At 44.5% G+C, this 13645-nt stretch carries 12 protein-coding genes and 1 pseudogene; 8 read left to right on the top strand and 5 right to left on the bottom strand.

The window, feature by feature from the left end:
* The first annotated feature begins 62 nt into the window (after positions 1 to 62).
* Entirely contained in the window at positions 63 to 932 is an 870-nt protein-coding gene (locus ERX35_RS08480; protein ID WP_149459469.1) for a LysR family transcriptional regulator, read from the top strand.
* A gap of 7 nt (positions 933 to 939) precedes the next feature.
* Here the strand turns inward: ERX35_RS08480 and hutG are convergent, their stop codons facing one another.
* Entirely contained in the window at positions 940 to 1866 is a 927-nt protein-coding gene (gene hutG, locus ERX35_RS08475; RefSeq protein WP_149459468.1) for a formimidoylglutamase, read from the bottom strand.
* Between the two features lie 74 nt (positions 1867 to 1940).
* Positions 1941 to 3389 (bottom strand): FAD/NAD(P)-binding protein, encoded by a 1449-nt coding sequence (locus ERX35_RS08470; RefSeq protein ID WP_170234591.1) that lies wholly within the window; start codon positions 3387 to 3389, stop codon positions 1941 to 1943.
* Between the two features lie 114 nt (positions 3390 to 3503).
* Between ERX35_RS08470 and ERX35_RS08465 the strand changes: the two genes are divergently transcribed.
* Genes ERX35_RS08465 through ERX35_RS08445 form a run of 5 tightly spaced genes read left to right on the top strand, consistent with a single transcriptional unit; the run spans position 3504 to position 7612 of the window.
* On the top strand, positions 3504 to 4628 hold the full coding sequence (locus ERX35_RS08465; RefSeq protein ID WP_149459466.1) for a betaine/proline/choline family ABC transporter ATP-binding protein: 1125 nt from the start codon (positions 3504 to 3506) through the stop codon (positions 4626 to 4628).
* Positions 4629 to 4630: 2 nt separating this feature from the next.
* Positions 4631 to 5275 (top strand): ABC transporter permease, encoded by a 645-nt coding sequence (locus tag ERX35_RS08460; RefSeq protein WP_149459465.1) that lies wholly within the window; start codon positions 4631 to 4633, stop codon positions 5273 to 5275.
* A 1-nt stretch (position 5276) separates the two neighbouring features.
* Complete coding sequence (locus tag ERX35_RS08455; RefSeq protein ID WP_149459464.1) at positions 5277 to 6176, top strand: osmoprotectant ABC transporter substrate-binding protein; 900 nt, start codon at positions 5277 to 5279, stop codon at positions 6174 to 6176.
* Entirely contained in the window at positions 6176 to 6853 is a 678-nt protein-coding gene (locus tag ERX35_RS08450; RefSeq protein ID WP_149459463.1) for an ABC transporter permease, read from the top strand. The genes ERX35_RS08455 and ERX35_RS08450 overlap by 1 nt, the downstream gene beginning before the upstream one ends.
* 9 nt (positions 6854 to 6862) lie before the next feature.
* Positions 6863 to 7612 (top strand): hypothetical protein, encoded by a 750-nt coding sequence (locus ERX35_RS08445; RefSeq protein WP_149459462.1) that lies wholly within the window; start codon positions 6863 to 6865, stop codon positions 7610 to 7612.
* Between the two features lie 106 nt (positions 7613 to 7718).
* Here the strand turns inward: ERX35_RS08445 and ERX35_RS08440 are convergent, their stop codons facing one another.
* Complete coding sequence (locus ERX35_RS08440) at positions 7719 to 8078, bottom strand: nuclear transport factor 2 family protein (RefSeq protein WP_149459461.1); 360 nt, start codon at positions 8076 to 8078, stop codon at positions 7719 to 7721.
* Positions 8079 to 8177: 99 nt separating this feature from the next.
* Positions 8178 to 8543, bottom strand: a complete 366-nt coding sequence (locus tag ERX35_RS08435; RefSeq protein WP_149459460.1) for a hypothetical protein — start codon at positions 8541 to 8543, stop codon at positions 8178 to 8180.
* Between the two features lie 167 nt (positions 8544 to 8710).
* On the opposite strand from ERX35_RS08435, the gene ERX35_RS08430 reads away from it, so the two are divergent.
* Positions 8711 to 10345, top strand: coding sequence for an FAD-binding dehydrogenase (locus ERX35_RS08430; RefSeq protein WP_149459459.1), 1635 nt, complete (start codon positions 8711 to 8713; stop codon positions 10343 to 10345).
* 84 nt (positions 10346 to 10429) lie between these two features.
* Here the strand turns inward: ERX35_RS08430 and ERX35_RS08425 are convergent, their stop codons facing one another.
* Positions 10430 to 10942: a hypothetical protein gene (locus ERX35_RS08425; protein ID WP_149459458.1), complete on the bottom strand. Its 513-nt coding sequence runs from the start codon at positions 10940 to 10942 to the stop codon at positions 10430 to 10432.
* A gap of 601 nt (positions 10943 to 11543) precedes the next feature.
* On the opposite strand from ERX35_RS08425, the pseudogene ERX35_RS08420 reads away from it, so the two are divergent.
* A pseudogene (locus ERX35_RS08420) lies at positions 11544 to 13645 on the top strand (hypothetical protein); the annotation flags it as partial.

Below are 13645 nucleotides of genomic sequence, written 5' to 3'. Positions count from 1 at the left end.
AGATAACTAATATCAATAATCTATTTATTAATAACTAAAAACTATGAAAGGCGCGTAGTTGATTGAAAATTCTGCAATTGGAGTACTTTATAACAGTCGTCAAACAAAATAGTTTCACGAAAGCGGCCGACTTGCTGCATATCAGCCAGCCATCCTTGACTGCCTCCATCAAGAAGCTGGAAGATGAGCTCGGCTACCAGCTGCTGACCCGCACGACGAAAGCAGTGAAAATCACAGAAAAAGGGACGCTCTTCTATCATTATGCGACGGAGCTCGTCCAGCAGTATCATCAGACGGTCGAAAAAATGTACGACCTGAGCTTCAGCCAGACACCGAAGATTACCATCTCGCTCCTTGAGTCGACGAGCCAGTGGATGTCCACTGTCATCCAGCAGCACCGGCAGCAGTATGACGAGCAGCACTATAAGGTGAATGAAGTGCTCGGTCTGCAGGACGCGGTGAACATGCTGCTGAACTATGATGCTCATATCGCCATTACAAACGAAGAAATCAGACATGAAGATGTGACGTCTATCCCGCTTTACGAAGAAGAATACTTTCTGCTGGCGCCGATGGGACAGTTCAATACAAAATCTATTTCCATCAAGGACTTGCCGCTCATTCTGCCGAACCAGCACTATCAAGTGAGAAAACATCTGGATGATTATTTCGTGCGGCTTGACGTCAGACCGAATATCGTCATGGAAGTGGACCGCTTCGAAGCGGCGACGAACTTCGTCCACCGCGGCATGGGGTTTGCGGTCATCCCGAGGTTTTACTACCAGTCTTACAGCACAGCACATCTTGACGCCCTGAGAATACGACCGAAGATCAGCCGGACAATCCACCTCAACTACTTAAAAAAGAGAAAGCACGTAGCACGCGTCCTTTCTCTCATTGAATTATGCCAGCATTACTGGATGTTTGAATAACCTGCTGTCACGAAAACTTTTTCCCGATCATGTGATTCATCAAATAGGCGATGAGTTTCGCCGTTCTATTGTCAATGTCATATACCGGGTTCATCTCAGCGATGCTGACTGAGCTGACTTTGTCACATGATGCGATAGTAGCGGCGAGCTCTGCTACGACGTGGGACGACAAACCGAGGACAGCAGGTGCACTGACGCCCGGTGCGAAGGCACTGTCGATGACGTCCATGCATATAGTGAACAAAATGACGTCATAACTATCGATGAACTGCTGTATTTGTGACACGACCTCATCCGGCACACCGCTATTAAAGCGTTCTGCGAGCACATAGCTGATATCGTGACGTTCCGCATAATCAAACAACGCCTGCGTATTGCCGCTCGGCTGAATACCGAGCACTAAGTAGCCGGCCTCATCATCCTGCTCGATGATCTGACTGAAACTGTTACCTGACGTCGACTGCGCTTCATGGCGCGTATCAAAGTGGGCATCAATGTTGATGACACCGACTGTCTTGCCGGGATACGCCTGTCTGACAGCTAAATACTGCGCATAAGCGATGTCATGGCCGCCGCCGAGCAGGAAAGTCAGCTGATGACGTTGCAGCAGTTCTGCGGCTTCAGCTGCCAGTTCCTGCTGAGTTTCAAGGAGGGTGTCATGGTCATGAGTGATATTGCCGTAATCACTGACCATTGCACCTGCGATGACCGGCAGTCCGGCAAATGCTGTTTTAATCGCATCCGGACCTTCTACAGCACCCTGCCGTCCTTTGTTCAGCCGGACCCCTTCGTCCACTGCGTAGCCTAATAGCGCGACTTGTGCGCCCGTATTCTCTCCGCTTAAATCAATCGTCTGAAAATATCTGAAGTGACGCTCATCACTTTCACTATCCAGCCGTCCTGTCCATAATGCCTTGATAGGTTGTCGATGCATAAGATTGCCTCCTCTATTAGTCAAGTTATGATGCATAAATGACATTTATCGGTCATAACTCTTTTTTATCACGATTACAGCCTACTGTAAAAGTATTTAACGACCCGCTTCGCCTCAAGCAGCAGTTCATAGACACCGTTATTGCCGTAGTTAACGCCGCCTGTCATCTGACCGAGCACCATCAAATTATCCATGACTCCGTACTTCGGACTGATGACGCGGTTATCATGCGGCATGACCTGGATGCCGCCGTATGGATTTTCAGCGATCAGACTGTCATCAAGCAGTGTTTCAACGAGCTCACCGGCGTCCGTCTCGTGAATATGCTTCGCCGGTCCGGTCGCATTGATGACGTAATGCACTCGGTCTTCTGTACCGTCTTCATACTGCAGCCGGTATTTCCGGTACTTGTATTCGACGTGATGCAGACCGCCCTTAATCACTGTCCGGTTGTCCTCAAGCAGTGCGAGCAGTTCCTCACCGCTCGACTCCGGCATTGGATTCATGTTTTCTTTCAGCAGCGGCTCATATTCCGCTAAAAATATCGCTTTATCCCGGCGCGTCATGTACGGCCACAGTTCAAAGCCGTGGTGCTGCATCTGGTAAAGGATGCTGTGAATCCCGCCGATTTCCTTATGGCTGCTAATATCATGCTTCAATGCCTCTTTAGGTCGGCTGCGGTTCACGTTAAACCAGCGCGCATAGTCCACGCCCTGGTAGTCACATTCCTTTTTGAAGACATGAATCAGTTCCTCGAGCGGCAGCTGATCGTCATGTTTCCGCTTGATTTTATCAAACGTCTTTGTCGTAAAGTATTTAAACCGGTACGTCTTCATCTGACCGCGGACCGCCTGTACTTGACCGCTCCGTGAAGCCACTGTGACCGTGTTCACGCCTTTGTCCGTCAAATAGCGGATGCAGTCGAGCCCGGACAGCCCGCTGCCGATGACAGCATATGTTTTATCGGGATGTACTGCGAGCTGGTCAAGAGGATACAGCCAGCCGATATAACCCGCCGTTCCTGTCAATCTGTACGGGTCCAGCGCCGGCAGCTGACCAGGCACTAAAAAGACATAGTCAAACTGCTCAGCCTTATCTCCTGCCGTCAGCGTCCAGCGCCGCCCTGTTCTTTTAACAGTTGAGACGCGCTCTGTAATGACAGTTACATTGCTATTAGCGGTAAGCTGCTGCATTTTGTGCTGGACGTAATCACCGAACAGCCGCCGCGAAAAGTAGATATTTCCTTCTTCATCTCTATTATCCCCTTCCTCACGGATGTCTTCGAGTGACTGCGTTTTGACCCATTGATAGAAGTCATCCGGCTTATTCTTTTTAAGTGATATCAAATTGGATGGATAATTGAGCAGCAGCTCCGGGTCATCTTCCTGGAATGCGCGGCCGCGGCCAAGATGAGTTTTGTCGTCGAATAATGTCACTGTTATCCGCTTTTGCTGCTTGCTTTTCATTAAATAGTTGATCACGTGGTAGCCTGCAATGCCGCCACCGATGACTGCGATTTTCATAGCGCGCTCCTTCATATCTTCTTAGTTGCTCGTACGTATCTATTACCCTATTCTTATGATAAGATATATAGTTATGAATCACCAATAAATTTCAAAGCGATAATGGAGGATTTTATGCTAGAAATCAAACATGTTTCCAAAGTATACCGGGGTGGTAAAAAAGCCGTTTCCGATCTAGATCTGACAATCAATAAAGGGGAATTCATCGCTTTTATCGGGACAAGCGGCTCAGGTAAAACGACCGCTATGAGAATGCTCAACCGCATGATTGAACCGACAAACGGTGAAATACTGCTGAACGGCAGAAACATCCAGCAGATGAATCCGGTGACGCTCCGCAGAAGCATCGGCTACGTCATTCAACAGATTGGATTACTTCCTCACATGACAATCAGAGACAATATCACGCTCGTCCCTAAACTACTTAAATGGTCTGAAGAAGATAAGAACAAAAAAGCTGAGGAATTAATCCAACTTGTTGACCTGCCAGTGTCCTACCTTGATATGTACCCGGCGCAGCTATCAGGCGGCCAGCAGCAGCGTATCGGTGTCATCCGTGCGCTTGCTGCCGACCAGGAAATCATCTTGATGGATGAGCCGTTCGGTGCACTTGATCCGATTACACGTGACACGCTGCAGGACTTAGTGAAAGAGCTGCAGGTCAAATTCAATAAGACATTCATCATGGTCACACACGACATGGACGAAGCGATCAAACTAGCGGACCGCATCGTCATCATGAGTCACGGTGAAGTCATCCAGCTGGATACACCGAACAATATACTGAGTCATCCGGCCAGCGACTTCGTCCGTGACTTCATCGGTGAGAACCGTCTGATTCAGGACCGTCCTAACGTCCGTACAGTTGATGAAGCGATGGTCCGCGCGATTACAATCACTGCCGAGAAATCCATCAACGAGGCGATTGAGGTGATGCGCGAACGCCGCGTCGATACATTGTTTGTCACAGACAACCAGAATGTCCTGCTCGGCTATGTCGACATTGAAGACCTGCTCGTCTCCCATACGAAATTCCAGAGCCTGTCACAGATCATGCGCACGGATACATATTCCGTTAGAAGTGGTGTCATGCTGCAGGATACAGTGCGGACGATTCTCAAGCGTAACATCCGCATCATTCCTGTCATTGACAACAAGAAGCGTATCGTCGGCGTTATTACACGTGCCAACTTAGTGGACATCGTCTATGACACGATCTGGGGTACTGAGGAGGAATAACGATGATTGACTTTATCCAGCACAATAAAGAAGAGCTGCTCACAAAGACGATGGAACACTTGTCCATCTCGCTGCTCTCTCTTCTAGCAGCAGTCATTATCGCAGTTCCGCTCGGCATACTGCTGACCCATACAAAGAGAACGGCAAAAATTGTATTATCACTGACCAGCGTGCTGCAGACCGTGCCTTCGCTTGCCATTTTAGCGATGATGATTCCGTTCTTCGGCATCGGTACACTGCCTGCGGTCATCGCGTTGTTTTTATATGTCTTGCTGCCGATACTGAACAATACTTATCTCGGTGTGAAAGCCGTTGACCCGACAGCGATTCAGGCAGGTCGTGCCATGGGCATGACATCAGACCAGCTGCTACGTCTAGTCGAGTTCCCGCTCGCGATACCTGTCATTATGAGCGGTATCAGACTGTCAGCCGTTTATGCCATCAGCTGGGCGACACTCGCTTCCTATATCGGTGCCGGCGGACTCGGCGATTTTATTTTCAACGGTCTGAACTTATATCAGCCCGAACTGATTATTGCCGGCGCTGTGATCGTCACGTTACTGGCACTCATTATAGACGGTATACTGGCACTTGTTGAACGCTGGGTGACGCCGACCGGCCTGACTATCAATAAAGGAGAGCGATAAGATGAAGAAATATATAATCACTCTGCTCGCCTGCCTCGTTCTACTATCCGGCTGCGGTAATCAGCAGAAGGAGACGATCAAGATTGCCTCTGTCTACACGACAGAGAGTCAAATACTGGCGCACATGATCCGCCTGCTGATTGAACATGAGACAGACGATCCTGTCGAAATCATCAACAATCTAGGTTCAGGAACAGTCGTCCATCAGGCGATGCTGAATGGTGATGCCAACATCTCAAGCGCCCGTTATACAGGGACCGATCTGACGGGACCACTTGGTATGGACCCCATCACTGACCCTAAGAAAGCACGGAAAGTTGTGACGAAAGCGTTCAAGCAACGATTCAACGAGACTTATTTTGATTCCTATGGTTTTGAAAACACTTATGCCTTTATGGTGACAAAAGAAACAGCTGCGAAATATCATCTGAAAAATGTCAGTGATTTAAAAAAATATGCGCCGAAATTGAAAGCAGGCGTCGATTCTTCATGGATGAAACGTAAAGGCGACGGCTATGAAGCGTTCACAAAGAAATATGGTTTCGCTTTTGCTGATACGAAGCCGATGCAGATTGGTCTCGTCTATGAAGCGGTCAAGGCCGGCAAGATGGACATCGTGCTCGGCTATACGACAGACGGCAGAATTCAGAGCTATGACCTCGTTGTGTTAAAGGATGACCTGCATTTCTTCCCGCCTTATGATGCCAACCCTGTCGCTGACAACATGCTGCTGAAGAAGAATCCAGAAGTGAAAAAGCTGCTGCAGCGCATGAAGAACACAATCACGACTGAACAGATGCAGAAGCTGAACTATGAAGTGGATAACGACCTTAAAGAGCCTGCAGTCGTTGCCGAGGAATATTTGAAGCAGCATCATTACTTCGATGGAGGACAAAACTGATGGAGAAACTTAACACATTCGAGCAGTTCTTTGCTTATTTCCGTGACAACTATCATTACGTCTTCCAGCTGTTCCTCGACCACTTTCTGATCAGTATTTACGGCGTTATACTCGGCGCGATTGTCGGTATCCCGGTCGGTATATGGATTGCCCGGCATTCAAGACTTGTCGGGCCGGTCATCGCCATCGCGAACATCATTCAGACAGTGCCCGCAATTGCGCTGCTCGCGATACTGATGCTGGCGCTCGGACTTGGCAGGACGACAGTGATCACAGCAGTATTTCTGTATTCACTGCTGCCGATCATCAAAAACACGTACACCGGCATCCGTTCGGTGGAAGCCCATATCATTGATGCGGGCCGCGGAATGGGGATGACAAAACGCCAGCAGCTGACTATGATTGAGCTGCCGCTGAGCTTATCTGTTATCATCGCCGGCATCCGCATTGCACTGGTCATCGCAATCGGTGTCACTGCTATCGGTTCATTCATCGGTGCACCAAGCCTCGGTGATATTATCATCCGCGGAACTAACGCGACAAGCGGCCAGGCTATCATACTGGCAGGTGCTATTCCGACGGCTCTTATGGCCGTCCTTGCTGATATCATCCTCGGCTTTATCGAACGCCTGCTGGATCCTTTGAAACGCAGAAGGAAACCCGCAGCCAATCACTAGGAGGAACACATGAAAAAACAACTACTTGCGACACTGCTCGCTTCTACTGTTGTCATGACTGCGTGCGGCCATGACAAAGAAACAACGAATAAAACAGACCATACGAACAAAGTGACTAATACGACATCACTGATCAAAGCCGCCAAAGCAGCTGCTAAAAACGTCAATTCTTATGCGTCCACTTATAAAAACAACATTAACGACGGCAGCAACCAGTCAGTCATTGATTTCGGCCTGATGATTGATGAGCAGCATAACCAGAAAGTAACAATAAAAGATAACAAAGAAAGCACCGTCTTTTACGTCTATGACAAGAAGACAGTGCTGAAACAGAACAACCAATGGATCGATGCTTCGACTTACGTCGGCTCTCAGATGGTCTCACAGACAGAACCGCTGCTCTACAATTCTCAGTTCAAGCTGATCGACCAGCTGAAAGGTGCGAAGTATGAGAAAAACAACGGCTATACGTTAACTGAGACATTCAGTGACTACAAGAAATATAAAGCATTGTTTGGCAACACGACAGAGAACCGAAAAGCCATCAACGCACTCGAAAAAAAATACCCCGGGATTCAAGGCTCCATCATCGTGATGTTCAATAAAGACAAGCAGATCGAAGATATCACGAATAAGCTGACGCTGAAAAACGACAACACAACTGTGTCTAACAACGCCGTCACGACATTCGACAAGATCAACGAACTGAAAAAACTGGATATCCCGGATGCAGTGAAACAAGCAGAAAGCATACAATAATAACAACCTCCGATTTCAGAGCGAAATCGGAGGTTGTTTTGTATACACCATGTTTCCCGCGAATAGTCCGGTGATATTCCTTTGGACAGCCTCGGGCGCATGTTCATCAATCAAAACTTTTCAATTTCTCCACATAGACGCGCTTCAGCAAATGATGGCCGTCCTCTTCAGTGAACGTCATTATCCATAATGACTCACTCGTCTCCTGACCCGCTTCCTTCTCGCGGCTCGCATGGACGATAATGATATCTTCATCGCTGCGCTCTGTCTTATGGATCAGATCAAAGTCCCATGTATGATTGTCTTCGAATATCGGCTCTAGCCATCTACTGATCTCATGATAAGACAATTTCAGTTCAGAGCCGTCCTGCCGGATGATGTGCACCCGGGTCTCTTCATCCATCATACTCATTATTTCGTCAATATTCTGATGCTGGCATGCCATAAGCATATGCAAGTATGTCATAATTAAACCTCTGCTCTTTCATCAAGATTTTTTGATATAACAGCTATTTCTGGAAAGCTCCGCTCCTGCTACAGCAATGCAGCAACCAGATACGCGCTATCATTCAGCTTTTAAAGGATTGATGACCTCAACATACACACGCTTCAAATAATGATCTATCTTGTTTGTGTCAAACGTCAGCAGCCAGAGATACGCCCCGCTCTTCTGCGTCGTGACATTTTCCCGTGTCGCCTTAATTACCACGAGTTCCTCGTGCCGACGCTCTGCCCGGTGGAGCACATCAAAATCCCATACACATTCAGTACTGAAATAATCACCTAAAGAATGTATCAGATGATGATAATCTCCTTTAAACTCTGAACCATCTTTTGAAATGATGGTCAGCTTCGCGTCGCTAGCAAGAATGATTTTCATCGCTTCGAGATCCTGTTCCTGACAGGCTATCAAATAATGTAAATATTTCATCGTTATCTCCCTTCTGCCATAGTCTCCAGTGATTATATTATAACACATCGCAGACTCTTGAAATAAAGAGTTGAGGCCGGGATCAGTGAATATTTTATCTCATCTTCTTAATAGGTTACAATAGTTTTGAAGTAGAGGCTGTCAACAAAATAAGAGGAGCTGGTAACATGAAAAAAGTGTTTATTATCGGGGCAGGACTCAGCGGACTGACAGCAGCAGCAGAGTTATTAAAGGCGGGGCATGAAGTCGTCATGCTCGACCAGGAACCGCGTCAGGCAGTCGGCGGTCAGGCGTTCTGGTCATTCGGCGGGCTGTTTCTCGTCGATTCCACAGTGCAGCGAAAATATAAAGTCAAGGATTCCTACGAACTTGCGCTGAACGACTGGCTGGGCACTGCACGCTTCGACCGGCTGGACGACGAGGACCATTGGGCAAGCGCATGGGCTGAAGCGTACGTCCGGTTTGCGGCGTTCGACAAAGAAGACTATTTGAAATCGATGGGCATCAAGCTGTCACCTGTGCTCGGCTGGGCTGAACGCGGCGGCACTCGTGCGGACGGTCACGGCAACTCCGTGCCGAGATTCCATATCACTTGGGGGACCGGCCCAGGACTTGTCCAGCCGTTCGCAGATTTTGTGCTCAACCATAAGCGTTTCCAGCTGCTGGAACGTCATCAAGTGACAGACATCAAGATTGTCGGTCATCAGATCACCGCGGTCTCCGGCAACATTCTCGTGCCGAGCGACGTGGAACGCGGCGCTCCATCCTCGCGGGAAGTCATCGGCCAGTTTGCGTTTGACGTCGACACACTGATTATCACGACCGGCGGCATCGGTGCTAACCATGAGCTGATCAAGCAGAACTGGCCCGCTCGTCTCGGCCGAGCACCCGAACACATGGTTCAAGGGGTACCTGATTCAACGGACGGCAGGATGCTGCAGATCAGCGAGGATGCCGGCGTCCGTCTCGTCAACAAGGACAGAATGTGGCATTACACAGAAGGGCTGAAAAACCATACGCCGATCTGGAACAATCACGGCATCCGCATCATCCCGGGGCCGTCATCCATGTGGTTCGATGCTGAAGGCAATCGTTTCGATGCGCCGGATTACCCGGGGTTTGACACGCTGCATACACTCGAATCCATCATGAAGACCGGCTATGATTACTCGTGGTTCGTGCTGACAGAAGACATCATGAACAAGGAGTTCGCGCTCTCAGGGTCGGAGCAGAACCCTGACCTCACGAACAAAGATATCAGGCAGATCATCCGGGAGCGGCTGTTCAGTGACGGCACAGGGCCGGTCAACAAGTTTAAGACAGACGGCGAGGACTTCGTCCGTGCTGCCAACCTGTCTGCACTCGTGCGGGGGATGAACAAGTTAGCCGGCAGTGAGCTCATCAACTACGATAAGCTGAGACGCCAGATTGAAGCGCGGGACAGCCAGCTCGACAATCCGTTCAGCAAAGATCCGCAGATCACAGCGATCCATGACACGCGGCACTTTTTAGGCGACAAGCTTGTGCGCACTGCGAAGCCGCACAAGCTGCTTGACGGCCGGCCGCTGATCGCCGTCAGACTGAACATCATCAGCCGAAAGACACTGGGCGGCATACAGACGGATCTGAACAGCCAGGTCTTCCACAAAGACGGCCGGCTCATCAACGGCCTCTATGCAGCAGGAGAAGTCGCAGGGTTCGGCGGCGGCGGTGTGCACGGCTACGGCGCACTGGAAGGTACATTTCTCGGCGGCTGTATTTTCAGCGGCCTCCGTGCAGCAGCAGGCATCAACGAAAGCTGACACTCACATATCACAGAAACCCGCCGGACTGCGCAGCACGGCGGGTTTATTAAATAAAGACAATCTTTCTGAAGTTCACCGCGCTTACCCCCACTCTCCCTCACTAATCGGCAGCAGCGCATCGAAGTCCGTCCGGTAATCACCTGCAAACACATCCTTCAGCCGCGTGATCAATTCAGCGTCATCAGCAACAACGTCGACATATAACGGGCTGATTCTGATGAACAGCTTATCGTTGTAGAAATAAGTGCATATCGGCATACTCGACTTCCTGCGATACACGCGGTAATAATTCAGCATATCCTGTGCAGACACATGTGACACAATGATGAACCTCAAGCCATCAGCACCAGTGACCTCCCGCCAGTTCGTGATCCGCAGCACACGGAAAAGCTGAAACCGACGAACCCGCCCGCTATGTTCCGCTCGCCTGACAACCGCCATATCCAGCCGGTCTGCCTGAAGCGCTGCAAGCAGCACTTTGAACCCGGCCGAAGACAACCGTCCAAGACTAAACCTCATACTATGTGCCGCATCAACCTGCACGAAAGGTGACAGCGACGTCGACATGAAATCAATACCTGCAATCATCGGCATGGAAAAACTCCTTTCGGTGGTGAGTGTTGAAGTCATTATAACGTAATGGAAATATATAGTACATTCATAACATGCCTAATATAGTTCTTCCCTTCGATATATAGCATAAAGGAGAAATCATGAAGCATATATCGGAGGTCCTAGAGGAGATTGTTGCGGAGTATGAGGAAGCGCTGGGTTTGGAAGAAAAGAAAACAGCCTCGACGTAATGGACATAACTCTGTCAACCAGACACTTAAAAAATTAAAAACTAGTTTCTAGGCTGCACTTGATTAAGTACAGCCATTTTTAATGTAATTCTCTCATCATTAAAAAAGAGATAGGATTTAATTATATAATGGCACACGTGTAAGCGTTACAAAAAGTACATTATAAGATAATACCGGAGTTTTTAGTCAGTTGTTTAAGAAACGTAATTAAGCTGAATTACAGTGTGTTCCGTATATAAAATTAATGATAATTTAGAATATGTATTCGAAACTTTCAAATTATCAAAAATAAGATTACCGTACATCTCCTTATATAGCTATTTATACACTTAACATATATAATCGAAGAAATAGTAATACCTTACATTGTTTAGTTACGTAGTTATACTAAGATGAAGAAGGTGTTTAAAATCAGTATAAGTTCAAAGAGAATTGAAGAATTGGCAGTCAATATTGTGAAAAATTTATTTTTATTCAATTGTGATAGAATAACGCCAGAAATCCCCGATAATGATAGAAGTGTATCTTTTGACGGGAAACTCATACTAAATAGTAATGGTGATGACTCAAAAAAATCATACCTATCATCGATTCCTGTACAAGTTAAAGGTCAAAGTGTACAAAAATATAGTAATGAAAAAATGACATATTACAATATTGATTATCATACTTTTGATAACTTCCAAATAGAAGATGGTGCAGTTCTATTTGTAGTTGAGATTAATCCTGAAAAACTTAAACTAGCAAGAATTTATTATAAATATTTAGATACTAATGAATTGGAAGATATAAAGAAATATATTATAGAAAATGAAAATAAAAAACAAACTATGAACGAAACGTTACTCGTTGATATTAAGTCTACAAGAAAGATTGAACTAAATTTTCTTAATGAAGATATGGATCTCTATGCAATTTTTGAAAATATTGCCATTGAAAGAAAAATTAATAGTTATGGAATGACCAAATTAATCAATAAAAATAATTCAATTTCCTCAGTCAGTAATATTTTAGATGATAAAATTATTAAGGGTATGAATGATAAAGTAAATGAAGTGAGTTTAAATAATATAGATAGCCCCTTAAATATTTTACTTAATGAGGAATTAGATAAAATATTAGCACGCTTTTTCATAATTGATATGCGTGAAATTTTAAAAGTTTTACAATATGATAAAGCTTTAGCAAGCAGTCCTAAATTAAATCCTCTTACAAGAACAAAAATTAATTTGGTTTTAGCAGTTCACAATTATAATATGTATAAGTATGATGAAGCTAGGGAAATACTTGATTCTATCGAAATAGAATACAGATTAATTAAATTCTATGAAATATTTTTAATTATAAATGCCAGCCTCCTTTCTTTCGATGAGTTTAACAATTTATTAAATCAACATATACCAGAGGAAAATCATAAAACACTGTTAATTGCATTTTATTATATTCAAAATGGTCAATTAGTCGATTTTTATAAGATATTACCTGAAAATTGGGAAGAAGTTTTTGAATGGTTATATTTATATAGCCTCTACAAAGAAAAGCAATCATTGACAAGCGACATTAATATTATTTATGAAAAATTATTGGAGAAAAGCGATATACTAGATTTTAAAATTAAAAACCTTATTTATAAATTTCAGCATACATTAGCAATGAAAAATAGAAATTCTAGTACTAATTTAGACCTTAATAATTTTTTAATAGAAATAAAGTCACTTAATAATCTCTATAATAAAGATAAGAATTTTCCTATTTTGTTAACAATGCAATTTGAAATTGAAAATTATATTTATCCAAATGAGCAATTGAAGATTATAGAAAGACTTATTAAAACCGGTGAAAGTTCGTTTAATAAAGAGGATTTATTTCAATGGAAAGTACAAGTTTTAATTTCATTAAAAAAATATACTCAAGCTGAAGAATTTTTAGAAACTATTTTACGAGAACATTCTTTAAATAAATTAATAATCGCTAATTTATATATAAAATTATATATGAACAATGAAAACACAGAAAAATTAATAAAATGGTTTGAATTCTATTTGGCCAATGAATCTAAAAAAGAAGTGAAATCTGCATATTTCCTCAGTTTTTTAAGCACTCTTAGCCAAAATAATACAGCTTCTTCCTATCTCGAAAAAGTTATTAGTAAATATTCTAAAGACGTTAAAACTGACTATATAATAAATATAAAAATTGAGATAACAAGGTTTTTAGCTAAAAGTAAAAAAGTTGGCGAAAAATACGATGATATTCTTAAAGAATTATTAGATAATTATGAAATAGTTAATAAAGATTATTTTATTGATTTTTATACTAATTATGTTAGTCCAACTTATTTTAATCAAATTTTTGATAGAATTTTTGAAATAGATTATATGCTTGCTGATAAAATAAAGTTTATAAGAATGTATAATATGAATGATTATGAAAATGTTATATTAATCGGGAAAAATAATTATGATTTATTTAATGATGTTAATCTATTTATATC

Origin of the sequence: Macrococcus equipercicus (assembly GCF_004359525.2) — a bacterium.
In the GTDB taxonomy this organism is placed as follows: Bacteria; Bacillota; Bacilli; order Staphylococcales; family Staphylococcaceae; genus Macrococcus; species Macrococcus equipercicus.
This window is presented reverse-complemented; position numbering and strand designations above follow the sequence as displayed.

Bases quoted from the DNA above. Each gene is read 5' to 3' on its own strand.
- hutG (WP_149459468.1), bottom strand. From the start codon at position 1,866: ATGCATCGACAACCTATCAAGGCATTATGGACAGGACGGCTGGATAGT.
- ERX35_RS08470 (WP_170234591.1), bottom strand. From the start codon at position 3,389: ATGAAAATCGCAGTCATCGGTGGCGGCATTGCAGGCTACCACGTGATC.
- ERX35_RS08465 (WP_149459466.1), top strand. From the start codon at position 3,504: ATGCTAGAAATCAAACATGTTTCCAAAGTATACCGGGGTGGTAAAAAA.
- ERX35_RS08460 (WP_149459465.1), top strand. From the start codon at position 4,631: ATGATTGACTTTATCCAGCACAATAAAGAAGAGCTGCTCACAAAGACG.
- ERX35_RS08455 (WP_149459464.1), top strand. From the start codon at position 5,277: ATGAAGAAATATATAATCACTCTGCTCGCCTGCCTCGTTCTACTATCC.
- ERX35_RS08450 (WP_149459463.1), top strand. From the start codon at position 6,176: ATGGAGAAACTTAACACATTCGAGCAGTTCTTTGCTTATTTCCGTGAC.
- ERX35_RS08445 (WP_149459462.1), top strand. From the start codon at position 6,863: ATGAAAAAACAACTACTTGCGACACTGCTCGCTTCTACTGTTGTCATG.
- ERX35_RS08440 (WP_149459461.1), bottom strand. From the start codon at position 8,078: ATGACATACTTGCATATGCTTATGGCATGCCAGCATCAGAATATTGAC.
- ERX35_RS08435 (WP_149459460.1), bottom strand. From the start codon at position 8,543: ATGAAATATTTACATTATTTGATAGCCTGTCAGGAACAGGATCTCGAA.
- ERX35_RS08430 (WP_149459459.1), top strand. From the start codon at position 8,711: ATGAAAAAAGTGTTTATTATCGGGGCAGGACTCAGCGGACTGACAGCA.
- ERX35_RS08425 (WP_149459458.1), bottom strand. From the start codon at position 10,942: ATGCCGATGATTGCAGGTATTGATTTCATGTCGACGTCGCTGTCACCT.